We start from the raw sequence: 25,898 nt of genomic DNA on the forward strand, positions 1-25,898 counted from the left end.
TGTTATTTTTATCAGTAACCTATAAGCGGGATAAAAAACGTTTATTAAACCGTTATTTGCCCGCTAGTGTGGAAAATTTAACTTGCTAAAGCTTAGCGCTGGATACGTTATTGTTTCTTGCTTGGTAAACACATTACTCGTTTGATATGAGATGGGTCAAGTTTATGATTTTGTAAATACCGCTATCATTTATTGACCCCGTTTAAGTTTACTTTTGGAACTGATACACACTGCCTAGTTTCAAAATTTGGGTTAGCTCATCTAACGCAGTGCGCGATTCAATAATCAATTGTGGGTCGGCTAAATCTTGAACCGTTAATTGGTCGCGATAATGCCTATCAACCCAGGTATTTAGACGAGTAAATAAGCTATCATTCATTAGGGTGTTTTGATTAACTGCGGCAACTTCTTGTTGGTTCATTGCCACACGTAAACGTAAACAAGCTGGCCCACCACCATTTTGCATACTTTGTTTCACATCAAAATAACGCACCTGTTTGATTGGCGTGCCTAAGGTTATCAGTTCATTTAAGTAAGCAAAAACTGCGGGATTTTCTTGGCAGTTTGTCGGTGCAATAATGGCCATTTCACCAGACGGTAAGGTAATGATCTGCGTATTAAACAGGTAACTTTTGACCGCATCATCAATTGACACTTGGCTGGTTGCCACTTTGATAAAATGCATGTCACTATCCATTTTTCGGCGAATTTCATCAAATTTTGCTTCGGTATGTAAAAACGCCTGTTCATGATAAAAAAGGACGTTTTGATTACCAACAGAAATCACATCGTTGTGGAATACACCTTGGTCAATCACATCAGGGTTTTGCTGCATAAACACGCAACTTTCATCTTCAAGCTGATGCAAACGAGCAACGGCTTGTGATGCTTCTAAGGTTTGACGGGCGGGATATTTTTTCGGTTTTGGTGCATCAGGATTGGTTGCCGATTGTCCATAAACAAACAGTTCAACACCAGCATGGCCGTATTCAGCACATAGGCGGGTATGATTTGCGGCGCCTTCATCACCAAAACTTGCATGTTCTGGTAAATGTTGGTGATGTTTAAAATGGCGATCGTTGTTAAATGTTGCCTGTAAAATATTGCCTGTGGTGACAGGCTCAATGCTGCGGTGTAATTTGTCGACTAAGTTAGCTGGCGTGAAATGAACTTTACCGTCCCGGGTATCGGCACTGGGGGATACGGTTGCCGCGTTAGCAGTCCACATACTTGATGCACTGCAACAAGCATTAAGTAGCGCAGGAGCCTGTTGAGCCGCTTTTTGTAAAACTTCAGCGTCTGACCCAGAAAAACCAATTCGACGCAGTGTATAAAGGTCTGGACGCTCTTGCGGGGCTAATACCCCTTGTACCATTCCTAAGTCTGCTAATGATTTGGCTTTTTGCAAACCTTGTTTAGCTGCCGCTTTGGGATTTGAGGTTTGGGCCGCATTACTAAATGAGGCTACATTACCAAATGATAATCCGGCATAGTTATGGGTTGGTCCTACCAAGCCATCAAAGTTTGCTTCAAAATGCTTCATTCGTGATCCTTGAGAGTTTTTAGTGAATAATTATTATTGTTGTTGCACTTATTTGTGTTACTTATAAAAAAGGAACGTGATTGCTGACTACAGTTAACGCTAATTTAACCCCAGTATACTGAAGCTATAAGGGTTAACAAGGTGTGGTTAATTTGTACAAATGTGTATAAATGACTAAAAATGCACTGAAGGTGCTCGCAAGTATCATTAAGTGAAAAATTACGTTTAAAAAACGCATATTATTTTTCGCATTTTTTATTATTGAATAAATTTTGCTTAAAAAATGACTTACTAGCCATGTAAAAGAGGGATTAACTTGAAACTATTGTCTCAACCCTCTATATATGGAATCAATTTTCTTTTTTTCGAGACTTTTTGGCGCAAATAAAACTATGGGTAAATCGCTAGTTATTGTCGAATCGCCGGCCAAAGCCAAGACAATTAATAAATATCTTGGTAAAGACTTCATTGTGAAGTCGAGTGTAGGTCACATACGTGACTTACCAACTTCGTCTACTTCTGACGGTACAACTGTGACTAAAACCGCAGCAGAAGTTAAGAAATTATCTCCTGAAGAAAAAGCTAAATACAAGCTAATCAGAGACAAACAAGCGCTTGTGGCGCGAATGGGTGTCAACCCGGATAAAGGCTGGGCGGCTAAGTATCAAATCCTGCCTGGTAAAGAAAAAGTTGTTAAAGAACTCAAAGCGTTAGCAGAAGATGCTGATCAAATATATCTCGCAACGGATTTGGACCGTGAAGGGGAAGCCATCGCCTGGCATTTGCAGGAGATCATTGGTGGTGATGCTTCACGGTATCAGCGAGTTGTGTTTAACGAAATTACTAAAACTGCGATTCAAGATGCATTTAGTAACCCGTCTGTACTTGACACTAATATGGTTAACGCCCAACAAGCACGTCGTTTCTTAGACCGTGTCGTTGGCTTTATGGTGTCACCTTTATTATGGAAAAAAGTTGCTCGTGGTCTATCGGCTGGGCGTGTGCAATCGGTTGCGGTTCGCTTAGTTGTAGAACGTGAAAGTGAGATTAAAGCATTTGTTCCAGAAGAATTTTGGGACATACATGCTGAATTAAATACGCCAACCGCAGCAAGCTTGAAAATGCAGGTGATGAAGTATCAATCTGCTGCATTTGAGCCGATTAATGAAGCACAAGCTAAAGTGGCAGTCGATGCATTGCGTGGGGCGTCTTACGTGGTCAGTGCGCGTGAGGATAAAGCAACCTCAAGCAAACCAACAGCACCTTATATAACCTCTACATTGCAGCAAGCCGCGAGTACTCGTCTAGGTTTTGGTGTGAAGAAAACCATGATGATGGCGCAGCGTTTATACGAAGCGGGCCACATTACCTATATGCGTACCGATTCAACCAATTTAAGTAAAGAAGCGGTTGAAAATTTACGTGAAATGATTGCTTCTGAGTTTGGTGATAAGTATTTACCAGCTGAACCTATCCGTTATGGTAGTAAAGAAGGTGCCCAAGAAGCGCATGAAGCGATTAGACCGTCGAACGTTGCTGTGCAGTCTGCATCCCTAACCGATATGGAAAGAGACGCTCAGCGCTTGTATGAGCTCATTTGGCGTCAATTCGTGTCGTGTCAAATGACCCCTGCTCAGTATGACGCAACACGTTTAACGGTAACTGCGGGTGATTACGAATTAAAAGCCAGTGGTCGCACCTTACGCTTTGATGGTTGGACGAGTGTTCAACCACAGATGAGTAAGAAAAACGAAGACGATAAAACACTGCCAGTAGTCGAAAAAGGTGACAAGTTAGTGCTTGAAACCTTATCCCCTAAACAGCACTTTACCAAGCCTGCGCCACGTTACAGCGAAGCCTCTTTAGTTAAAGAGCTCGAAAAACGTGGTATTGGCCGTCCGTCAACGTATGCGACAATTATTTCAACCATTCAGGATCGCGGCTACGTCAAAGTGGATAATCGCCGTTTCTTTGCTGAAAAAATGGGTGAGATAGTTAGCGAACGTTTAGTAGGCAGTTTTAAAGAATTAATGAGTTACGACTTTACCGCAAGCATGGAGCAAACATTAGATGATGTTGCTCAAGGTAAGCTTGACTGGAAAAAAGTACTCGATGGTTTTTACGGTGACTTTACCAAACAATTATTGTTGGCTGAGTTAGACCCAGATGAAGGCGGCATGCGCCCCAATGAGATGGTATTAACAGACGACATTAAGTGTCCTACCTGTGGCCGTCCAATGGGGATCAGAACCGGTTCTACTGGTGTGTTTTTAGGCTGTTCTGGTTATGCTTTACCGCCTAAAGAACGTTGCAAAACCACGCTTAACTTAACCCCAGGTGAAGAAGCGGTTAGCGACAATGAAGATGGTGAAACGGAAGCGTTACGCGCTAAACATCGTTGTGGCAAGTGTGGCACAGCGATGGACAGTTACCTGATTGATGAGACGCGTAAATTACATGTTTGTGGTAATAACCCCTCATGTGATGGTTACGAAGTGGAAGCCGGGCAATTTAAGATTAAAGGTTATGAAGGTCCAATTATTGAGTGCGATCGTTGCGGCAATAATATGGAACTGAAAAATGGTCGATTTGGTAAGTATTTTGGTTGCACTAACAGCGAGTGTAAAAATACGCGTAAGTTGCTAAGAAGCGGCGAAGCTGCGCCACCAAAAGAAGATCCTATTTTTCTACCTGAATTAAAATGCACTAAGTCAGATGCGCATTTTGTGCTTCGTGATGGTGCTGCTGGCATATTTTTAGCGGCAAGTACTTTCCCTAAATCGCGTGAAACACGTGCGCCATTAGTGGAAGAGTTAGTTCAGTATCGTGATCTGTTATGGCCTAAATATGCGTATCTTGCTGACGCACCTACAGAAGATGATGATGGTAATAAAGCCTCGGTTAAATTTAGCCGTAAAACCAAAGAGCAATATGTTGCTACTGAAGTTGATGGTAAAGCCACCGGTTGGTCTTCTAAGTTTATTGGCGGTAAATGGGTCAGTGAAGCAACTAAGAAAAAAGCCAAGAAATAGTTTCTAGCTTTAGTTACTTCATCGTTGTTGATTAACGCTACCCGATTGGGTAGCGTTTTTGTTTGCGCCAGATAGGGGTTATTGCATTTTTGTATAGTGAATAGCTGGGAAAACGTGTTGTTTAGACTCTGACCAACAAGTTAATTTAGCCAAGCAGACACAAAAAAGCACTGATAATAATCAGTGCTTTTTTAGTGATAAAGTATTGCGTATTACCTCAGTGTTAAACCGAAATATCGCAAATTATTTGGCACTGTTTTGCGCAGCTTGAATCGCGGTTAATGCAATCGTGTAGACAATATCATCGACAAGTGCACCTCGTGATAAATCGTTAACCGGTTTACGCATACCTTGAAGCATAGGACCGATACTGATCAAATCCGCGCTCCGCTGTACGGCTTTGTATGTGGTGTTACCAGTATTTAAGTCTGGGAACACAAACACAGTAGCTTTGCCGGCAACAGGGCTGTTAGGCGCTTTAGATTGAGCGACGTTAGGCATCACTGCGGCATCGTACTGCAAAGGGCCATCGATAATTAAATCTGGACGTTTTTCTTTAGCAATTCGTGTGGCTTCGCGGACTTTATCCACATCAGAACCTGTACCAGAGGTGCCCGTTGAGTAACTGATCATCGCAACGCGAGGTTCAATACCAAAGGCTTTAGCTGATTCCGCTGACTGAATCGCAATATCGGCTAACTGCTCAGGATTAGGATCTGGGTTAATCGCACAGTCACCATAAACAAGCACTTGATCAGGCATCAGCATGAAGAAAATTGACGATACTAAGCTAGAACCCGGTGCCGTTTTAATCAATTGCAGTGGTGGGCGAATAGTGTGGGCTGTGGTATTAACAGCGCCAGACACAATACCATCGACCTCATCTTGTGCCAGCATCATAGTACCAAGCACCATGTTGTCTTCAAGTTGCTCACGGGCGACGACTTCGGTTAAGCCTTTGCTGCGACGTAATTTAAGCATTGGTTCTACGTATTTTTCACGCACGGTTTCAGGCTCAATGATCTCAATGCCATCACCTAAAACGACGTCTTGCAACAATGCAACGCGTAAAATTTCTTCGCGGTTACCTAATAACACACAGCGAGCGATACCGCGTTCAGCACAAATCGAGGCCGCTTTAACGGTTCTCGGTTCTTCACCTTCCGGAAGCACGATAGTTTTACGCGCAGCACGGGCTAATTCAGTTAACTTATAACGGAATGCTGGTGGCGATAATCGGTGTTCACGGGGAGAATCTTGAGTAACACTTTCAATCCATGTTTGGTCGATATGGCTGGCAACGTACTCTTGCACTTTCTCGACCCGTACAGCATCATCAACAGGCACTTCATGATCAAAGCGTTGAATATTAAGCGATGTCTGCCATGTATTTGAATCAATTAAAAATACTGGCAAGCCAGTTTCAAATGCTTGCTCACATAGGTTCATGATTTCTGGTTCAGGCGAATAGCCACCAGTCAGCAATAATGCACCAATTTTCACACCATTCATTGCAGCTAAACACGCTGAGACTATGACGTCAGAGCGATCGCCTGAAGTCACTAAAAGTGAGTTGGTTTTGATGTGAGTGACCAAGTTTGGAAGACTGCGAGCACAAAATGTCACCCGGCGCATACGACGAGTATGCATTTCACCGGCATTAATGATTTTTGCATTTAAGTGCTTAGCTAAATCAGATGCGCGTGGGGCAATTAACTCTAAATTATATGGCACACTACCTAATATGCGCAGTGGACTTTTACCCGGCAGTTGGAACATCCCCGAGCTATCAACCGCGTTCATGTTTTTATCATCAAAGACTTCTGATAAATCAGGACGTGTACGACCTTCGTTGTCAACGGGGGCACCAATTTTATTGATGATAGCGCCAATTAAGCGTTTATTTTTCTGCCCACCCCAAGAGTTAAAGGCGATCTCTAAGCGATTCATTAATCCATTAGGCGTATCGTTGCCTGGGGTTGCGATGAAAATAACATCTGCATCTAATGCTTTAGCAATTTCGTAGTTAATGTCATCAGCAAAAGGGTGACTTCGTGTTGGCACTAAGCCTTCAATCACTAAGGTTTCAGTATTATTGGCGCATTCCGACGCACGGGCAATAATCTGTTCCAATAGGACATCAGTTTGCTCTGAGCGGATTAAAGCTTCAGCGTGTTCCATTGAAAAAGGCTCTAACGGATTAACCGTAGGAGAAGTACTTAAAATAGTGGTTGAACGCTCAGGACCTGTATCACCAGATCGAATTTGTGCAATAGGTTTAAAAAATTGCACTTTAACGCCTTTGCGTTCTAGGGCGCGAACCATACCTAAACTAAGCGATGTTAATCCTACTCCAATACCAATTGGAATAAGCATAATATTACGAGACATGACGACCTCTTATGTGCGTAGTGTTCATGATAGTTAACCGAATATAAACCTAATAGCGGTTTTACTTAGCTGTGATCAGCTTAATGGCATCTTCGGCAATAACCCACTCTTCATTTGTTGGTATGACCATAGCAATAGGGGTACCTGCTTGGGTTATTACACCCTGTTGGCCAAAACGAGCAGCTTTATTCAAGATGTCGTCAACTTTGAAGTTAAATATTTCTAATAAATTAAGGACTTTCTCACGAATAAGATTCGAGTTTTCGCCAATACCGCCAGTAAAAATGATGGCGTCTAAACGCCCTAATGGCACAGTGTAAGAGGCAATATATTTAGCTAAACGGTAGCAGAAAATATCCAAGGCTAACGTGGCCCCTTTATGGCCATCATGATAACCTTCTTCAATTCCACGACAATCATTAGTAAGCTCTGAAATGCCCAGTAAACCACTTTGTTTATTCAGTAGGTTGTTTACTTCATCCAGGGTATAGCCAAGTTGTTTGACTAAATGAAAAATAATCGATGGGTCTAAATCCCCACAACGGGTGCCCATGACTAAACCTTCAAGCGGGGTTAAACCCATTGAAGTGTCGACGCTTTTACCGCCTTTAATGGCTGCAACGGATGCGCCATTACCTAGATGAGCACAAATAACATTGATGTCTTTAACATCTTTGCCTAATACTTTGGCTGCTTCACGGCAAACGTAAAAGTGGCTAGTTCCATGCATGCCATAACGGCGAATACTATGTTCACGATACAATTTGTAAGGTAGGGCATAAATATACGCTTTCTCAGGCATGGTTTGATGAAATGCGGTGTCAAACACTGTTACTTGTGGCAACTGAGGAAAAGACGCTATCGCTGCGCGAATACCAATTAAATGGGCCGGGTTATGCAGCGGTGCTAGTGAGGCACAATCTTCGATGCCTTGGATGACTTCAGGGGTGATAATGACAGAGCGGGTAAATTTTTCACCACCGTGAACGATGCGATGGCCAATAGCCTTAATTTGTGCCGCCAGTTCTGGGTGTTCCGCCAAGATGTTATTAACGATGAATTCGACTGCTTCGCGATGTGCAGTAAAGGCGCCTAATTTGGCTTCATTTTTACCGCCATTAAATTTCCATTTAATGCGTGAATCTTCTAAACCAAAACATTCAGCTAATCCAGAAATTTTATCATCGCCTGATTGAGCATCAATGATGGCAAATTTTAATGATGAGCTACCGCAGTTGAGCACGAGTACTAATTTGTCTGACATGTTAACGCCTTTTAAGTCAATGAAACTAAATAAAATAGTAAAATTCCATTTTGATTAAGGTTTATGAACATTATTCATAAACGCTACACTTTGGTGTTCTTTTGCTGATTGGCACATTAAGCTAAATCATTAAAGTGTCAAATCGGCCAGTGCATTTTTGGTACGACACTGTATTATGATAATGTTTCACTCATGTCCTAGGCAGTAAAGGTAACCGTATATTGAACATGAATCTGGTTAAATTACTTGGCGACGGTCAACGTTATATGAAGACTTGGCCAATGGTTAGGCAACTCGGGTTTTATTTCCCCGAGTACCGTGTCGTCAAAGCGACTCAGTTAGCGATCATCGCCATGCCGATTTTGGCATTAGTGGTTGCGGCCAGCCAACTCTACGTTTTGGGCTGGAATTACTTACCGCAAGCATTAACAACACTGCTCTTTTTTATTAGCCTGCCACTACAAGGCTTATTATGGTTAGGCTGGCGAGCGAGCCACCCATTGCCTTTATCGTTATTCGAGTGGGGCAATCAACTCAGTGCTAAATTGACCGAGATGGGTATCTATTGCCAACCCCTAGGTGCCAGAGCCTGTTATTCAGACATGGCCGCCATCTTGAAATTGGCTTTTGAACGTTTGGATCAAAGTTACTGGGAAGAACTCTAATCTATCTGCTTGATAATCTGTTGCTCATTTAAGTCGGTTTATTTTTGTTATGACTAAAATGTAGCGCTAATGCCTCGATCTAAAAACACTTGTTGAATTTTTTGCATCGTCTCAGTACTTGGCGCTGCAATATCAGCCAAGGTATATGCTTCGCCAAAGGCTTGCCATTTATGTTGACCTAACGGGTGATAAGGCAGTAGCTCAACTTTCTCAACATTATTCATCGGTTTAATAAACTCAGCTAATGCAATGGCCGACTCTACGTCTTCGGTAAATCCGGCGACAACGACATATCGGATCCAGGTTTTTATGTTTCGTTTAGCGAGATATTGAGCAAATTGTAATGTTCTATGGTTACTGACTTTTGTCAGTTCGATGTGTTTAGCATCATCCATTTGTTTTATATCAAGTAATACTAAATCGGTATTGTCGAGTAACTCATCAATCACAGGTTCGTATTTGCGCACAAAACCGTTAGTGTCTAAACAGGTGTGGACACCCTGATCTTTGCAGGCTTTAAATAATTCACTGACAAATTGAGCTTGTAAAATTGCTTCCCCACCACTGGCCGTAATACCACCACCGCTAGCGTCTAAAAAGGGTTGATAAGCAATAACTTGTTTCATTATTTCATCGACAGATATTTCTTTGCCGCCATCCAAATCCCACGTATCACGATTATGACAATATTGGCAGCGCATAAGACAGCCCTGCATAAAAGTAATATAACGGATCCCCGGACCGTCTACGGTTCCGAATGATTCCACTGAATGAATGCGACCTAAGGTCATTATTATTCCTCAAATATCTATAAAAAAGGCTGTATCGATAATTTGTTACACATCGATACAGCCAATTTTAGCAGAGACTACATACTTTTAGTAAATGTACGAGTAATCACGTCTTGTTGCTGCTCTGGAGTGAGCGCATTAAAGCGAACGGCGTAACCTGATACACGGATTGTTAATTGTGGATATTTATCCGGATGAACAATCGCATCTTCTAACATTTCACGGTTCATCACGTTAACGTTTAAGTGTTGACCACCTTCACGATTTGGCTTGCTTAAGAAGTAGCCATCCATTAATGACGCTAAGTTAGTACGACGACCTGTGTCATCTTTACCTAATGCATTTGGCACGATAGAGAAAGTGTAAGAAACACCATCTTGTGCGTGAGCAAATGGTAGCTTGGCGACTGATGTTAATGAAGCAATTGCGCCATTTTCATCACGACCATGCATAGGGTTTGCACCTGGAGCAAATGGTGCACCTGAACGACGACCGTCTGGAGTGTTACCGGTTTTCTTACCATAAACCACGTTTGAAGTGATGGTTAAGATTGATTGAGTTGGAATGGCATTACGATACATTTTCTTATCGCGAATTTTTGCCATAAAACGTTCAACTAAATCGCAAGCAATGTCATCTACACGAGCGTCATTGTTACCAAATTTTGGATAGTCACCTTGGATATCAAAATCAACGGCAATACCATTTTCGTCACGGATAGGCTTAACTTGAGCGTACTTAATTGCAGACAATGAATCGGCAGCAATTGATAAACCAGCAATACCACAAGCCATAGTGCGGCGCACATCGCGGTCATGTAATGCCATCAACGCAGACTCGTAAGAGTATTTGTCGTGCATATAGTGAATGGCGTTAAGTGCAGACACATATTGTGTTGCAAGCCAGTCCATTAAACCGTCAAGACGAGACATCACATCATCAAACTCAAGTACATCGGCAGTGATTGGATCTGCTTTTGGAGCAATTTGAGTTTTAAGTTTTTCGTCAACACCACCGTTAATGGCATATAACATGGTTTTGGCTAAGTTAGCGCGAGCACCAAAGAACTGCATGTGTTTACCCACAATCATTGGGCTAACACAACAGGCGATGGCGTAATCGTCAGATTCGAAGTCTGGACGCATTAAATCATCGTTTTCATATTGAATTGAGCTGGTGTCAATCGATACTTTTGCACAGTAGCTTTTAAACCCTTGTGGTAATTTTGTTGACCACAATACGGTAATGTTTGGCTCTGGGCTTGGGCCCATGTTGTACAAGGTATGTAAAAAACGGAAGCTAGATTTTGTGACTAATGTACGGCCATCAAGACCCATACCTGCGATAGACTCAGTTGCCCAAATCGGGTCGCCAGAGAATAGTTCATCGTATTCAGGTGTGCGAAGGAAACGAACCATACGCAGTTTCATTACGAAATGGTCAACCATTTCTTGGGCTTGCTGTTCAGTAAGAACACCATTTTTAATGTCACGTTCAATATAAGCATCAATGAACGTTGAAGTACGACCCAGTGACATTGCTGCGCCATTTTGGCTTTTTACTGCAGCAAGATAACCAAAGTAAGTCCATTGAATGGCTTCTTTAGCATTTTTGGCCGGTACAGAAATATCACAACCGTATTTAGCTGCCATCACTTTCATTTGGCCTAAAGCACGATGCTGCTCAGAAATTTCTTCACGTAATTGAATCACACTTGATAAGTCTTCGCCTGCTTCAAACTGCGCTTGCAGTGAACTGAATTGGGCAAACTTATCTTTCATTAAGTAATCAATACCGTATAAAGCAATGCGGCGGTAATCACCAATAATACGACCACGGCCGTAAGCATCAGGTAAACCCGTTAATATACCTGATTTACGACAAGCCATAATTTCAGGGGTATAAACATCAAACACACCCTGGTTGTGGGTTTTACGTAATTCAGAATAAATGTAATTAACATCGCTGTTAAGTTCACGGCCATATGCTTTACATGAACCTTCAACCATACGAATGCCGCCATTAGGCAACATGGCACGTTTTAATGGTGCATCAGTTTGTAAACCGACAATAGTTTCAAGCTCTTGATTAATGTAACCAGCATTATGAGAAGTAATGGTAGAGACCATTTCAGTATCGAAATCGACAGGAGCATGAGTTTGGTTCTCTTGCTTGATGCCTTCCATAACTTTGTCCCACAAAGTTAATGTTGCATCTGTTGCACCTGTTAAGAATGACTCATCACCCTCATATGGTGTGTAATTTTGTTGGATAAAGTCACGTACATTAACTTCTGTTTTCCAATCGCCAGCTACGAAACCTTCCCACGCGTTGGCAAATAGTTCGGTTTTATCTGTCATTTACTTAACCCTCTGGTTGATTTTCAACGGATACTGTCTCAATTAGCACGAGCTGGTATCCGTGAGTATTTACATTCTGTCATCTAGGCGCATTCGCTAGATTGAGCTGTTAACATCTTCTGCGACATTGGTGGCAGAAATGTTCCGCCTGGTTTTTATAATGACGCTAATCGATATTGTTTTAGTCAATGAATTAATTGGTAAGACCATTTATCCATGAGTTGATAATAGCACAGCTAAATGACGATATCGGCAGCTTTTGATAATTGAATAACAAAAGTGTTAACTGGCTAACATATCTGTTTAGAATTAAGAGTAGCACACATTAATATTAGCCAATAAAAAAGCGAAATCGTTGCCGATTTCGCCTTTTAAGAGTGATATTACCAAGCATAACGCGATTATAAGAAGGCTGGGATACCTTCAATCATGCCTACTGCTAACATCGCCGCTAAACAAATCACGAATGCTAGTGTTGGGATTACGATACGGTCGGCAAACGATAATGTTTTAGGACGTTCTTTGTCACCAATTAAGCCGTTGTTATCAAGCAACATGGTTAATGCCCATGCTAATACCGGATTGGCTACAAATGAGGCAAAAATACAGATCCCTGCAGCTTGGCTACTGGTGGTGTCTTTAACCATCTGTAAGCCGGCTTCCAGTAACGGTAGGAACACACCGACTAACAACGCAATTGACATAACCGGGCGCCATACTGTGATATCCATAGGATAACCAATGACAGCGACAATAATACATAAGCTACCAAGCAAGATTGCGCCAGCAGGAATAGGACGTTTGGCTATTGCTGCAGGGATCATATATGTTCCCCAAGAGGAGGTAATGTTACCGCCACCTACTGCTGTACCTACGATCTGTCTCACTGAACAGGTGGTCATGGTGTCATCGACATCCATCAGTACTTTTTCAGCCCCTTTTGGGTAATTTAATTCTTGGAAAATACGATGACCAAGGAAGTCTGGTGACCACATGGCAACAGCAAGAATAGCAAACGGTAATGATGCAATAAAATGGGCCATATTAGGTAAACCTAACTGCCAACCGTGTTCAGTTGAGCCCCACCAATACACAGGGTTTAAATTAGGAATCCCAGGCGCCGTGGTAAACTGCAAATCTAAGCCTGCACCAAAAGCAAATGCCAGTGCGACTGCTGCAATCGAACACAAAGGAATGGCTAACCAGCGTTTACCAAATTTAGCTAATGCTGCATAAATGATCACATTGATTAACAATATGGCAAAGGCAACATAACCGAGTGAGTAGTCCAAGCTATGCTTGGCTTGCAGTCCGCCAGCCCAGTCGAATAACGAGCCTATTTGACTTTTCGCTCCCATGAAGCCTAAGAACACTAATAAGCCGCCAGCCACGCCGCTACTGGTGAGATTGACCAGTTTCGAGCCACCTTTGAAATAACTTAAAATTAAGCCAAATATACCAATGAGAATTGCTAAGGCTAAAGGGTGAGCACCGGCGAGTGCGATAGTACCAATTAACGGGATCATTGGTCCATGGTTGCCGCCGAGGTTTGCCCTTGGGTTAATAAAACCTGAGCTAATAATACAGAACAGTAAAGCTGGGATGAGCATTTCTACCCGCACGACTTGGATAGCAAAGTCAGCGCCAAGATTGATGTGGTCCCACTTTTCGCTTAAGCCAGCAGCCCAAGCAGCCATTACTGCTGAATACATCACAGTAATACCAATGGTTCCTGCGATAGCTGGAACTAAGTCTTCCCATTCAAAGCGAAAATCACGCCCAGGGAGGTTAAGTCCCCAGCGTCTTGGTTTCATTATTTTTAGTTCGTTTTCTAAATAGGCATCGCGAGTATCAAATTCACTCGCAGGGCGGTGAAGTTCGCGATAGCTCGCTTCTTGTGCTTGTTTTTCTGAATTGCTGACAGTTTCTGACATAATTTCTCATTCTCCGAAAAGAACAGGTTAATCCATCAAATGATGAAGTTTAAGTGTGTTCCCTTGAAGTGATGGCGATATTCATAAGAGCTGCTTGCCAGAGAGCCGCTAATAGCTCTTATCACTTTACTCATCTGTAATGTTTCATTTGTGAAGCATTACAGTGATGTCCTTATTTAAGTCTTTCTTGGTAAGACCAATTTACCTCACGAATTTTAGCATAGTGATTTGATTGCATCACTTGGTATCAATAAAGTTGATGTTTTGTTTGTTGGAAGTGAGAGCTGGATAACAAGTTGACTGCATTATTAGACGAAGAAATGAGTCTAAAAGTTAGCTCGCTTAGCCCTTTGCGGTTAAAAATATCATGCCACATCAATATAATTGATACAAAGTATCGTCATCGTTCAATCGTAGTTGATATCAAAGCAGGTTATAGCATCAATACTAGACAAAAAAATTTTGTTGAGATAAAAATTATCTCGGCTTATGCAAATCGTTTGAAGGTAAAACTGAGTATCGAGAAACTTGATACTGATGATACTGATGATACTGACGAATCTTACTGTTGCTTAAAGCTCAATATTATTTTAGTTAATATGACTGTAGCAGGAATAATTAACTCGAGTTGACGTTAAATACAATCCACATGTGTTAGCTGAGTTTACGCCAACTTAGCCTGCCACAGCGCGATGTTATGAGGCAGGTTAGTCGGTCGTATCAAAATAGATGCAGCAAAGCAGGCGAGCATAACCTGTTACTATTGCGCTTAGCGCTAATGGTGTGGTGTTTAAGCTGCGAAGATAGAGGCCATGCCGATTAACAGCCGGCACTAAATATGTTGTACAAGTTCTTGGTCAATAATGAAGCTTAACTGCGAGTAACACACTTTGCTTCTGCAATAAGGCAATCTCTGAGTGGGTTATCACCAGTATCTTGGCGCCAGATAAATGATAAATGTCGTTTTAAGTTTAATTCAGGCGTAGTTAACACAACTAATTCGCCATTGGCGACATCTTGTTCGACATCCAAATAGGGCAAGCAGCTTAAATACACGCCATTTTTAACTAAAGCTTTTAATAATCCGACGTGATCGTATTCTTTCCAGACATTTAATTTAACAATTACCCCATGGATGGCGGCATCAAAAATACGCCGAGTGCCAGCACCTGGCTCTCTTAAAACCCATTTGGCTTGTTCAAGTTGAGCGATGCTAGTGCGTTTGTTTTGCGCAAACGGGTGGTGCGGAGAGACAACAACAACTAGGTGATCATCAATCCATGGTTCTTGATGCAATCGACTGTCATCAATTCGACCTTCAATAACCCCTAAATCAAATTGATAATCGAGTACCTCTTGTGCTACATGGTCGCTATTTTCAACGGCAATTTCGATTCTGAGCTCTGGAAAATCGTTATCAATTTTACTGATCAAGGCGGGTAATAAATGCTCCGCAGCGGTTTGGCTCGCGCACAGTTTTACTGTGCCACTAATAATATGTTGATCGTGAAGGCCCAGAGCGATTTGTTGTGCGTCTTGCAGTAGTTTTTGGGCCCTTGGACGTAACCATCTTCCCCAATGACTCAAGATAAGTCGATTTCCCTGGCGGATAAATAATGGTCGGCCCAATAAATGTTCGAGTTGGCTTAACGACATGCTAACCGCTGATTGACTCATTGACAGTTTCTTGGCTGCTGCGCTAACGCTCTCTAAACTTGCAACAGCATCGAAAACGGCTATTTGCTTAAGCGTATAATGCATGAGATCCCTTATTGGTGAAAAACAAGATATAAAACAATGTTTCCATGATCAGCTATTTTTGATCCTAGGTATACTTAACACTATAAAATTTGTGGCCTTGCTTCAATAATGGTTATTTATCCGTTGGAAAAATCGCCATACCTGCTATCTAACAATGTTCACTTTTACAATGCTTAAATCTAAATGATGAAATTAACTGGCGAAGTGAACAAGACAAAGGTTTACGATCTCTATAAGACGTTGCCTGAATTTTGATGGGCATCAGATTGTAATTGAATGAATTAACGAATAAAAAAACGGCATCCTAAGATGCCGTTTAACCTATCTAACCTTAGTGGTTAGGTAAATAGCTAAGCGATCAATGTTTAAAACTTATAGCTAGCGGTAGTATGGAAGAAGCGACCAACGTTATCGTAAGCTGAGCTGGTGGTATCTGTACCTGTATAGCCGTAAGGCAAGTCACGGTTAAATACGTTATCGATACCAAACTTCAAGGTAATACCTGAGTTAAAGTTATATGCAACTGCCATATCACTGATAAAGTAATCACCAAATTCCATGTTGCTGTTTGGATTCGCATTTAAGGCTAATTCTTTATCGGTATAAAGGCTTACACCCTCAACAAAGCGTGTTCTCCAGCTAATATCCCAGCTATCGATTGAATAACCTAAACTCCAGTTTGCTTGCCATTTAGCATAACCGGCAGTGCCTGCAAGTTCTTCAAATGTATCTGGCTCATCCTGGAATGAAAAGTCTTTACGTTTTAATAGGCGAGTCGCAATAAGGTTAGTGCGAACATCACCACTAAAGGCTTCAAAGTTATAACCAATATCAAAGTCGATACCAGCAGCTTCAAGCGACGCAATGTTTAACGAGAACTGTCTAATTTGAGTAATTTCATGGCTCGCTGGATCACGAGTAATTAAGCTACAGTACTCGTTATTCACACCAGTTTTAGAATCGACACAACGGTCAATAATATCTTGAGCACCAACGGCACTGATTGCGTTTTCGATCTCAATATTCCAGTAATCGGTAGTGATCGATAATCCATCGATAAAATCAGGTTGATAGACAATCCCTAGGGTAAAACTTTTCGATTCTTCTGCTTTTAGCTCGCGGTTACCACCACTTAATCCTTCAAGCGTTTTATCGTCGTAGTCTGCATCAAAGCCAGCTGGGATCCCTAAAGCGGCACAATTTGTCTGACGTTGAGTTGGATCTTCTAAATCATTTAAGTATTTAGCACGGCAAGAATCATTTACTGAGAAGAATGTTTGGCTTTCTGCACCATACAACTCACTAATGTTTGGCGCACGCATGGCTTCAGAGTATGTTGTACGAACGCGTAGTTGATCGTCGACCTCCCAGCTTAAACCTGTTTTCCAAGTCGTTGCATTGCCAATAGTACTGTAATCGGCAAAACGAATCGCAAGATCAAGATCTAATTGGCGCATCATAGGTAAATCGGCTAATAATGGTAGCGTGATTTCAGCAAAAACCTCACTGACATCAAAATCACCTTTATCTTCACCTAATGCATTAAAGAAAGTACCTGCCGCATTTGATGGTTCAAAAATCTCGCTCTCTTCTTTACGGTATTCAACACCGGTAGAGAAGCCTGCATAACCGGCAGGTAATTCAAATAAACTCGAGTTGGTTAATGAGCCACCAAGTACAGTTTGCTTAATAACTGAAGTACCTGTTGAAGTGGTATTTATATAATTGATTGCATCTTGACTTGGCGCGCCAAAACCAAAGATGTTAACCGGCACACAGCCAGCATCTCTAGCGGCTTGATCTCGACATACCGCAACACCATTTTCTAAAACTGAATCAAGTGCGTTGGTATAATTATCATAGATTAAGTTATTTTTATTAACCCGTTCTAAATCCGTTTGACCGTATATCGCATAGGCGTCGTAATCCCAATCTTGAAATACTATGCCTTCAAGACCGACAACATAGCGTTGGGTTTCACGAGTATCATCTTCAATGCGTGCACCCAAGTCCGTCATAAAACGACGGATATTGAGAGTGTCTAATGGCGCAGCATTTCCATCGCTATCTTTGTTTGCTTTCATTAAAGCAACAAGTTCAGGATTGATAAAAGCGTTATCAATTTTAATATTGTTAACCGGGTTGCCAAAGAAAAATGCCGGTTGACCTTCATCTGTTGATTGGCTGTTAACGTATTTAGCTTCAAAATAAACGTTATGGTTATCATTAAGCTGGTAGTTTGCTTTGAAGTTAATATTGTAACGTTCAAATTCGGGTTGTAACTCAACAAATTGATTCAAGTTGGTTACATCGCAATTAGCACAACGAATGCCATCAACATTTTGACCACTATAGACATCTCTTAACGAGCCATCAGGATTAAAGCTTTTCCAACCGTCTAAATTGAAAGTGCCCGCATTACTAATGGTGTAATGACCAGCATTAGGTGTCCATATTTTATCTGGATCTGATGGGTCATTATTATCGGTAGGACGATTTTTATTTGCTAGACTCGAAAATGAAGTTGATGTTTGATCGCGATCAAAGGCGCGAAGTTGCTCTTGAGCACTGTATTCAACTGCGAAGGCAACATTACCATCACCTTGGGCGAAGTCAGTTCCATAAGATAAAGAAAAACGATCCTTATTGTGGCCGCTGTCATCAGCCCAACCTTTGGTTGCTGATACATCTAAACCGTTAATGTCTTTCTTTAAAATAAAGTTAACTACACCAGTTACCGCATCAGCGCCATAAATAGCAGATGCACCGCCGGTAATCACTTCAACTCTTTCAATCCAAACACTTGGGATAGTATTAACATCAACAGAGGATGTACCAGCAGAGCTTGATACATGACGTTTACCGTCGACTAATACTAGTGTTCTGGCGGTGCCCATGCTTCTTAAATCGAGCAAGTTAAGACCAGATGTACCAATAAATCGCCCAGAGTTGGCTAGCGAGTAGGTATTACCGAGTGCAGGTAATTGGTTTAGCGCTTCACCAATATTAGTTACACCTGTTGATAATAACTCGTCGCCAGTAATTACTGTAACCGGTGTTGGTGCTACAGCGCCTTCACGAATAATACGTGACCCCGTTACAGATATTCTTTCTACCGGTGCAGCAGCAGTGTCTTCTGCTGCAAAAGTATTAAAAGTAGTTGCAGCAGACAGTGCCGCACCACCGATTAGCGCTACGCGAATCGCATTGGCTAGTTGTGAATTTACTTGCATTTATCTCTCCCAGAATTATTTTTTATTATGTGATGATTTTTTTAAACATTTTTAATATAAAAATGAAACAAAATTACACCAATATGGATATAACCATAATGAGATTAAAATACAATACTTATAAATCAGCATGTTACCTAAATATGCGTTAACACATTAAACATCTTTAATTAACACAAAATAAGCAATTCAGTGTCTGAAATACTTGGTTGTGAGTGGTTTGATGCTAATTCGTTTCGTTGTTTTTGGTTTGTTGTTGAATATATGTTTATTTATTGAGGTGTTGAGCGGGTTTTAATTACTGGTTGTTATAGGATTGTAATTTTTGTTGGTGTAAAAAAAGATGAAATTATTTAATGACGCTGAAAATGATAGGGTAAATAATCCTTTTTAGACTAAGCAGTATTAGTCATTAATAGAGTTATGAATAACGCTATTAATAACTTAAGTGACTCGTGCGATATTATTTTCTTACTAGGAAAGATAATTGAAGTGGTATTTATGCGGTTATCTTGATTTGTTATTCCTGTTTAATCGGTTGTTGATTAGTGGTTAATTTTTATTCGGTAATATCTAACTCACAAGAGCAGACAAGTAGGCGAGCGGTATTATTATTTGCGATAAAAAATGCCAGCAATTTGCTGGCATTTTGGGGTTAATTTAGCGCTTAACGATTAAATTAAGCTAACCGGTATTACTGCACGTTTTCACTGTCACTAAATTCACCAGCAAATAATGCTGTTGATAAATATCGCTCTGCGGCAGATGGAAGAATAACCACAATCATTTTATCGGCAAATTCTGGTAATGCTGCAATACGGTTAGCAGCAACAACAGCAGCACCAGAAGAAATACCTACAAGGATACCTTCTTCTTTCATTAAACGACGGGCCATTTCAATTGACTCGTCATTTGTAACGGCTTCTACGCGATCAATAAGAGATAAATCTAAGTTACCAGGAATAAATCCAGCACCGATACCTTGAATTTTGTGTGGACCGGGCTGTATAGGCTGTCCAGCTAAAGCTTGAGCAATAACAGGTGAGTCAACAGGCTCAACAGCGACAGAGGTAATGGTTTTACCTTGTGCTTTTAAGAAACGACTGACACCGGTCAATGTACCGCCAGTACCTACACCTGCAACAAATACATCAACTTCCCCATCAGTATCATTCCAGATCTCTGGACCTGTGGTTTGTTCATGAATTGCTGGGTTAGCAGGATTATCAAATTGGCCAAGTATTAGATATTTTTCTGGTGCTGATTGGCGAATTTCTTCTGCCTTCTCAATAGCACCTTTCATACCTTTAGCGCCTTCTGTTAGCACTAAGTTAGCACCTAATGCCTTAAGCAGCTTACGACGTTCTAAGCTCATCGTGTTTGGCATCGTTAAGGTTAATTTGTAACCACGCGCCGCAGCAACATAAGCAAGTGCAATACCTGTATTACCAGATGTAGGTTCAATTAACTCGATATCTTTAGTGAGTAGACCTTTTTTTTCAGCATCCCAAATCATGTTCGCGCCAATACGGCATTTGATACTGAAACTAGGATTACGTGATTCTACTTTTGCTAACACATTGCCATTGCTGACGCGGTTTAAACGAACTAGCGGTGTGTTGCCTAAAGTATATGAATTATCTTCGAAAATTTTGCTCATGGATTATTTGCTCCTATGGTTGCATTGTCTAATCATAATCTGCTTAGCAGGATTTAGAAGTGATAATTTGTTCTTCTTTATTCCTTTTAGTTATTAAGGTGTAAACCTTTATTCTAAAAAACCTCTATATGCTGCTATATTAGGCTTTTGGGGCGAATTATCATCATTCAATGGTCTGACCATCAGATAAATTTAATTTAGTATGCCAAGAATAAATCATAAAATACTAGAATGGCGTTAATCAGCAAATGTTTCTATGTCGTGCTACCCAATTGACGAGCATGGTTTATTGATAAGGGAGAGTAAACCTTTCAATAAATTAGATCGATGAATTGATGTCGATCTCTCTGGCGCAGATGAACTTTCGCTAACTCATTCACTAAAAATGGTAGAGCAAAATGAATAAAGTTGTGATTTCAGGCAGTGGTTTATACACACCACCTTACAGTGTCTCTAACGACGAACTGGTTAACAGTTACAACAGCTATGTAGACCTATTTAATCAGCAAAATGCAGCAGATATCGAAGCCGGAGCCACGGTTGCAATGGCGTACTCTTCAAGTGAGTTTATCGAAAAGGCCTCTGGGATAAAAAGCCGTTATGTGATGGTGAAAGAGGGGATTCTCGATACCGATATCATGATGCCATTAATTGCTGATAAGTCTTCTGAATTATTATCTATGCAAGCTGAAATGGGGATTAACGCAGCCAAACAAGCCCTAGAGCAAGCAAACCTAACGGCTGAAGACATTGATTTAGTGATTGTTGCTTGTGCTTATACACAGCGGGCTTACCCGGCTATTGCGATTGAGATCCAGCAAGCTATGGGCACTAAAGGATTTGCTTATGACATGCTTGTGGCTTGTTCATCAGCGACTTTTGCGATTGTGAATGCGGTTAATGCGATTCGTGGTGGTACGGCAAACAGAGTATTGGTCATCAATCCTGAATTAACCTCACCACAAATCAATTTTCGTGATCGTGACAGTCATTTTATTTTCGGTGACGTTGCTACCGCAGTTGTGGTTGAGCGCGAAGAGTTATCGACCTCAAAACGTGCCTTTAGCGTATTGTCTATGCGTTGTTTAACTGATTACTCTAGTAATATTCGCAGTAATTTTGGCTTTGTAAATCGTTGCGATCCTGAAAATGCTACTACGGCTGATAAATTGTTTCATCAACAAGGTCGTAAAGTATTTAAAGAATTATTACCGATGATTTACCAGCATTTAGATGCCCAATTTACTGATGAGCAAATAAAGCCTGAAGAATTTAAGCGTTTATGGTTGCATCAAGCCAACATTAATATGAATTTGTTTGTGGTGAAAAAGCTTCTCGGTGACAATGTTGAAGCAGATAAAGCACCAATAGTACTCGATGAGTATGCCAATACCGCTTCTGCGGGATCGGTTATTGCTTTTCATAAATTTAATCAAGATTTTAAAACCGGTGACTTAGGTTTATTGTGCTCATTTGGTGCGGGTTATTCTATTGGTAGTATTGTACTTGAGAAGTGCTAATTGGCTGATAGGCCGTCATTAAGATGCCTACCTTGCTAGCGTCGATTGATTCAATATAATAAAAGTAGCTCTTGTTCTATGGCTAAGTGAGCCGTTTGAGCGGATAAGATCTTCAATTAATAAGGCCGTTGATACTCAGTATCAACGGCCTTATTGCGTCTACAGCAACTCGCTTGGTGCTGGGGTATTTCGCCATGGCACAAATCTATCGCATTAGTTTACCCGTCACGGTTTTGTGATTAATGCTTACAGTAACCAAGCGTAGCTGACTTTCATAAAGTAGGTCTTTTCGTCTTGGGTTAATGAATCAATGTCATCATTAGCAATAAAGGCATCTGAGTAACCGAGATAGAATACGCTTTGTGGGTTGAGTTTATAGCCATACAGTAATTCATTACCCATATCTTGATAAAGTGTATCAGGGCGTTGGTAGCGGTATAAATCAGGATCGCGCTCTATACGCGTGTACACACTGCTAAGGCGGATAAAACTGTTTAGCGTCAACTGCCAATTTAGGCGAACGTCACTGAGATTGGCTGTAAATAAACGTCCATCGTCAACGTCTAATACTTGGTAACGATGCGAGATATCCAGCACAAGAGATTCGGTTAGTTTCCATTCCACACCTGGATTGAACATGGTAATTGTTGCCGGACGATCGTTGGCAAAATCAATATCATCGCCATAGTTTACATCCAGCTCGAGTTTGAGTGAACCAATGGGAGTGAAGTTAGTGTAAAACCAGCCTAAGGTTTCTTCAAACATGGTGGTATTGCCATCAATGTTGATGATGCTTGGATTATGACGCCGACCCACTCGTTCACGTTGTACGATACCTGAGGCGATATAGCTTTGTAGACCACCTTCGAATTCAACAAGCATTTCTGTTTCTTGTTCCAAACGCTCATTATCTTGGCTATGGCTAATATCCCAGTCGCCACCAAATGTTATTTTGCTGAAGAAGTTATGTTCTGGGTACCAAATATAGCCGCCGCCAGCAACAAACTTGCTCACATCGACTTTATCAATGAATCCCAAATCGGCCCTAAAATCGCGGCCAATAGATTGGTATTGTGTGTTGGCATACCAATTACGGCGTTCATGCTTGTAAGTGATGCTGTACATAGCATCACTAAATTCACCGTCTTTACGAGTACGAAGCACGCGCTCATTTATCGCACAATCTCCTCGGTCACAATCAAGTTGGCTTTGGCTACAATTATCGCCGCCACAAAATTGATTAAATAGCGCATCAGGATAGGCGGTTTGTGAGTGGGCATATTGAGCCGTCAATGTATCTTGCTTTGTCGGTTGATACTTGATGTCGGCGCTAGCGACATAGTTATGGTATTCATTAGCCTGCTTCAACGTCACTAAACCACCGACTGAAAATTGCTTACTAGGATCGAAACGATATCGGGTTGCTACGTTATGGCTTGGCTCGTCGATAACGGCAATGTCTGAGCTTAAATTACCGGGCACTAAAAACTGACTTTGGACATCATTGGCTGCCAGTATTGCAAATGTATGGTCGTCGGTTTTGCTCGTGAGTTTTAAGCCATAATCTGGCGAACTAATATTACGGGTGTGCAATAAATCCAGTTGAGTATCAAAGTAATCTTTATTATCAAGAAAAAAGGCTCGTTTTTCTGGAAAAAACAGCGCAAAGGTGTTGTTAACATCAAGCTGGCCAGCATCGGCTTCTACTTGAGAAAAGTCAGGGTTGAGGGTGGCATTTAACAATGTAGTCGGGGTGATTCCCCAACGTAAATCAACTCCAATATCAACATTGTTTTCATCATTCCAAGGTTGGGACTGACCGACATCTCTTTGTTGACTTTGGTTAGCAACAATCGATGGTGTGAGCTGTAAATCTTTACCTTGAGTGGCACCTGCTAGGCCTGATGCCGTGCCTAATTGGCATAACTGACATGACACATTGCGGTCAATTTGGTGGGTGGATAAACGATGGGTTTCATTGCGAGGGTAAAAGCGGATCAGCTCAATGCCCCAGGTTTGGATAGGATTAGTACCATCAAAATTAAATAATCTTAATGGCAGCTGCACTTCAACTTGAAAGCCGTTCGCGGTGAGCTTGCCTTCGCTATACCAAATACCGTCCCAGGCATCACTTTCTTGGCCTGTGAGTTCATTTTCAATGGAATCACTTTGGACGCCATAAGGATTAATAAAAAATTGATACGCTAAACGAGCATTGTTGAAGGTATCCAGTTTAATCCCCACCATGTCATCGCCCCAGGATTTATCGCGGTCACGTAAGTTGACTCGAATATTATCGGGATTAGGGTCTTGGGCAGTAAATGCAAAATATAGGCTGGTGTTTGAAGCATATACCTTGACCTTAGTACTGACTGGCGCGGCAGTGTTTTCTCCAGGAGAAGTTTCGTAATTAAGCATCACTTCAGTGGCTTGTTGCCATGCTGCTTCATTAAAGTCGCCATCAAGTACTATATCTTCATTGATGGTCGGAATGTCGAGATGAAATTGTTGGCTGGAACCTGCAAGTGCAGCGAAGGATAGAAAACTGCTCAACATTAACCCGCAAGCAAGGTTATTCATTTGGCGTAAACGGTTGATTGGACGCGGGGTCTTGGCTGAGGTTAACAAGTTGGTCACAGGTACTCTTTGATATTTTTGTTATTTGCGCCATTATCTCAAAAAACCTATTAAAGCGGAGGTTTGGCCCGTGTTAAAATTACCGATAAATTGTTACCAAGTGTTAAATCTTGATGGTAGCTATAATAAAAAAGCCCGCTGCTAAGCATCGGGCTGAGGGAGTATCAAGTCGATCTATTCTCCAATGGCGCCTTACTCATAAATCATTTTTAGAGGTATGCCATTAGACTGTTAGATTAGTATTTATTCATCGAGGCCAATAACAGCCGATTAATCAGGAGCGATAATATTGTTTTTGTAGGCTTGACGATATTTATCTACCCACATCGCGGTTGCGCCGCAAATGGCTACAGGCATAACGATAAAGTTAACAATAGGGATCATCGAAAATAAGGTCACCGATGCCCCGAAACTGTAGCTTGAACCTTTAGTGTTCTTAAGGGCAAACTTCATATCATCAAAACTGACTTTGTGGTTGTCAAAAGGATAGTCACAATATTGAATCGCCATCATCCAAGCGGTAAATAAAAACCATAAAATGGGGGCTGCTGTTTGACCAATGACCGGCACCCAAAACAACACTAAAAATAATAATGCTCTAGGTAAATAGTATTTCAGTTTGATCCATTCTCGGCCTAACACACGGGGCAAATCTTTCACCATATCGACAGATGTGCCGGTATTTAAATTTTTACCTGTTAAGTGTTGTTCAACCTTTTCGGCCAATAAACCATTAAAGGGAGCTGCCAGCCAGTTCATCACTGAGCTGAATATAAATGACATGACCACTAACATGGTTAACAAGGCTAATGGCCATAAGAAAAAATGTAACCAACTTAAGTAGTCAGGCAGTTGGCCATTCATCCAATCGAATAGCTCAGTCAATTGGCCCAAGGCAAAATACATTGCCCCAGCAAACAGCAGTAAATTTATCATTAACGGGATAAACACAAACGAGCGTAACCCCGGCTGTTTAATTAATTGAAAGCCTTGCATAAAATAATTTACACCGCTCTTTTTAACGGTCTGAGTGTTGTTTACCATTTAACGCGCCTTTTTTATGACTCATAACATTGATTTTGACCAGCCAGAGACAATAAAACAAGT

General features: G+C 41.3%; 15 protein-coding genes. 4 read left to right on the forward strand and 11 right to left on the reverse strand.

Annotated features, from left to right (window positions below; genetic code table 11):
* Positions 1-208: 208 nt before the first annotated feature.
* Entirely contained in the window at positions 209-1,543 is a 1,335-nt protein-coding gene (astB, locus tag H5164_RS16035) for an N-succinylarginine dihydrolase (protein WP_182698483.1), read from the reverse strand.
* A 392-nt stretch (positions 1,544-1,935) separates the two neighbouring features.
* On the opposite strand from astB, the gene topA reads away from it, so the two are divergent.
* Positions 1,936-4,575: a type I DNA topoisomerase gene (gene topA / locus H5164_RS16040; RefSeq protein WP_182757080.1), complete on the forward strand. Its 2,640-nt coding sequence runs from the start codon at positions 1,936-1,938 to the stop codon at positions 4,573-4,575.
* 243 nt (positions 4,576-4,818) lie between these two features.
* On the opposite strand, the gene pta is transcribed toward topA, so the two are convergent.
* Positions 4,819-6,966, reverse strand: a complete 2,148-nt coding sequence (gene pta, locus H5164_RS16045) for a phosphate acetyltransferase (protein WP_124016137.1) — start codon at positions 6,964-6,966, stop codon at positions 4,819-4,821.
* Positions 6,967-7,027: 61 nt separating this feature from the next.
* The gene (gene ackA, locus H5164_RS16050; protein ID WP_124016136.1) at positions 7,028-8,230 is read right to left on the reverse strand and encodes an acetate kinase; all 1,203 of its coding nucleotides are present in this window, start codon (positions 8,228-8,230) and stop codon (positions 7,028-7,030) included.
* A 227-nt stretch (positions 8,231-8,457) separates the two neighbouring features.
* Between ackA and yfbV the strand changes: the two genes are divergently transcribed.
* Entirely contained in the window at positions 8,458-8,895 is a 438-nt protein-coding gene (gene yfbV / locus H5164_RS16055) for a terminus macrodomain insulation protein YfbV (protein WP_182698518.1), read from the forward strand.
* A 53-nt stretch (positions 8,896-8,948) separates the two neighbouring features.
* Here yfbV and pflA read toward each other — a convergent pair whose 3' ends face one another.
* From pflA to H5164_RS16070, 3 genes are all read right to left on the reverse strand, one after another.
* Positions 8,949-9,689, reverse strand: a complete 741-nt coding sequence (gene pflA / locus H5164_RS16060; RefSeq protein ID WP_124016134.1) for a pyruvate formate lyase 1-activating protein — start codon at positions 9,687-9,689, stop codon at positions 8,949-8,951.
* Between the two features lie 74 nt (positions 9,690-9,763).
* Positions 9,764-12,046, reverse strand: a complete 2,283-nt coding sequence (gene pflB / locus H5164_RS16065; RefSeq protein ID WP_124016133.1) for a formate C-acetyltransferase — start codon at positions 12,044-12,046, stop codon at positions 9,764-9,766.
* 401 nt (positions 12,047-12,447) lie between these two features.
* A complete protein-coding gene (locus tag H5164_RS16070) occupies positions 12,448-13,980 on the reverse strand; it encodes a DUF3360 family protein (RefSeq protein ID WP_182757081.1) in 1,533 nt (510 codons plus the stop codon).
* Positions 13,981-14,276: 296 nt separating this feature from the next.
* On the opposite strand from H5164_RS16070, the gene H5164_RS16075 reads away from it, so the two are divergent.
* Positions 14,277-14,612: a hypothetical protein gene (locus H5164_RS16075; protein WP_182757082.1), complete on the forward strand. Its 336-nt coding sequence runs from the start codon at positions 14,277-14,279 to the stop codon at positions 14,610-14,612.
* A gap of 238 nt (positions 14,613-14,850) precedes the next feature.
* On the opposite strand, the gene H5164_RS16080 is transcribed toward H5164_RS16075, so the two are convergent.
* The 3 genes from H5164_RS16080 to cysK form a co-directional block, all read right to left on the reverse strand.
* Positions 14,851-15,741, reverse strand: a complete 891-nt coding sequence (locus H5164_RS16080; RefSeq protein WP_124016130.1) for a LysR substrate-binding domain-containing protein — start codon at positions 15,739-15,741, stop codon at positions 14,851-14,853.
* Positions 15,742-16,106: 365 nt separating this feature from the next.
* Positions 16,107-18,974: a TonB-dependent receptor domain-containing protein gene (locus H5164_RS16085; protein ID WP_182723474.1), complete on the reverse strand. Its 2,868-nt coding sequence runs from the start codon at positions 18,972-18,974 to the stop codon at positions 16,107-16,109.
* Positions 18,975-19,668: 694 nt separating this feature from the next.
* Positions 19,669-20,634, reverse strand: a complete 966-nt coding sequence (gene cysK / locus H5164_RS16090; protein ID WP_124016128.1) for a cysteine synthase A — start codon at positions 20,632-20,634, stop codon at positions 19,669-19,671.
* Positions 20,635-21,032: 398 nt separating this feature from the next.
* On the opposite strand from cysK, the gene H5164_RS16095 reads away from it, so the two are divergent.
* The gene (locus H5164_RS16095) at positions 21,033-22,154 is read left to right on the forward strand and encodes a beta-ketoacyl-ACP synthase III (RefSeq protein WP_124016127.1); all 1,122 of its coding nucleotides are present in this window, start codon (positions 21,033-21,035) and stop codon (positions 22,152-22,154) included.
* A 246-nt stretch (positions 22,155-22,400) separates the two neighbouring features.
* Here H5164_RS16095 and H5164_RS16100 read toward each other — a convergent pair whose 3' ends face one another.
* Both H5164_RS16100 and cysZ read right to left on the reverse strand, forming a co-directional pair.
* Positions 22,401-24,734: a carbohydrate binding family 9 domain-containing protein gene (locus H5164_RS16100; protein ID WP_182757110.1), complete on the reverse strand. Its 2,334-nt coding sequence runs from the start codon at positions 24,732-24,734 to the stop codon at positions 22,401-22,403.
* A gap of 327 nt (positions 24,735-25,061) precedes the next feature.
* Positions 25,062-25,835, reverse strand: coding sequence for a sulfate transporter CysZ (gene cysZ, locus H5164_RS16105; RefSeq protein ID WP_124016126.1), 774 nt, complete (start codon positions 25,833-25,835; stop codon positions 25,062-25,064).
* Positions 25,836-25,898 lie beyond the last annotated feature (63 nt).

Origin of the sequence: Shewanella sp. SG41-3 (assembly GCF_014164545.1) — a bacterium.
Taxonomy (GTDB): Bacteria; Pseudomonadota; Gammaproteobacteria; order Enterobacterales; family Shewanellaceae; genus Shewanella; species Shewanella vesiculosa.

Bases quoted from the DNA above. Each gene is read 5' to 3' on its own strand.
- pflB (WP_124016133.1), bottom strand. From the start codon at position 12,046: ATGACAGATAAAACCGAACTATTTGCCAACGCGTGGGAAGGTTTCGTA.
- astB (WP_182698483.1), bottom strand. From the start codon at position 1,543: ATGAAGCATTTTGAAGCAAACTTTGATGGCTTGGTAGGACCAACCCAT.
- H5164_RS16080 (WP_124016130.1), bottom strand. From the start codon at position 15,741: ATGCATTATACGCTTAAGCAAATAGCCGTTTTCGATGCTGTTGCAAGT.
- H5164_RS16100 (WP_182757110.1), bottom strand. From the start codon at position 24,734: ATGAATAACCTTGCTTGCGGGTTAATGTTGAGCAGTTTTCTATCCTTC.
- H5164_RS16070 (WP_182757081.1), bottom strand. From the start codon at position 13,980: ATGTCAGAAACTGTCAGCAATTCAGAAAAACAAGCACAAGAAGCGAGC.
- pta (WP_124016137.1), bottom strand. From the start codon at position 6,966: ATGTCTCGTAATATTATGCTTATTCCAATTGGTATTGGAGTAGGATTA.
- cysZ (WP_124016126.1), bottom strand. From the start codon at position 25,835: ATGGTAAACAACACTCAGACCGTTAAAAAGAGCGGTGTAAATTATTTT.
- ackA (WP_124016136.1), bottom strand. From the start codon at position 8,230: ATGTCAGACAAATTAGTACTCGTGCTCAACTGCGGTAGCTCATCATTA.
- H5164_RS16095 (WP_124016127.1), top strand. From the start codon at position 21,033: ATGAATAAAGTTGTGATTTCAGGCAGTGGTTTATACACACCACCTTAC.
- yfbV (WP_182698518.1), top strand. From the start codon at position 8,458: ATGAATCTGGTTAAATTACTTGGCGACGGTCAACGTTATATGAAGACT.
- cysK (WP_124016128.1), bottom strand. From the start codon at position 20,634: ATGAGCAAAATTTTCGAAGATAATTCATATACTTTAGGCAACACACCG.
- H5164_RS16085 (WP_182723474.1), bottom strand. From the start codon at position 18,974: ATGCAAGTAAATTCACAACTAGCCAATGCGATTCGCGTAGCGCTAATC.
- topA (WP_182757080.1), top strand. From the start codon at position 1,936: ATGGGTAAATCGCTAGTTATTGTCGAATCGCCGGCCAAAGCCAAGACA.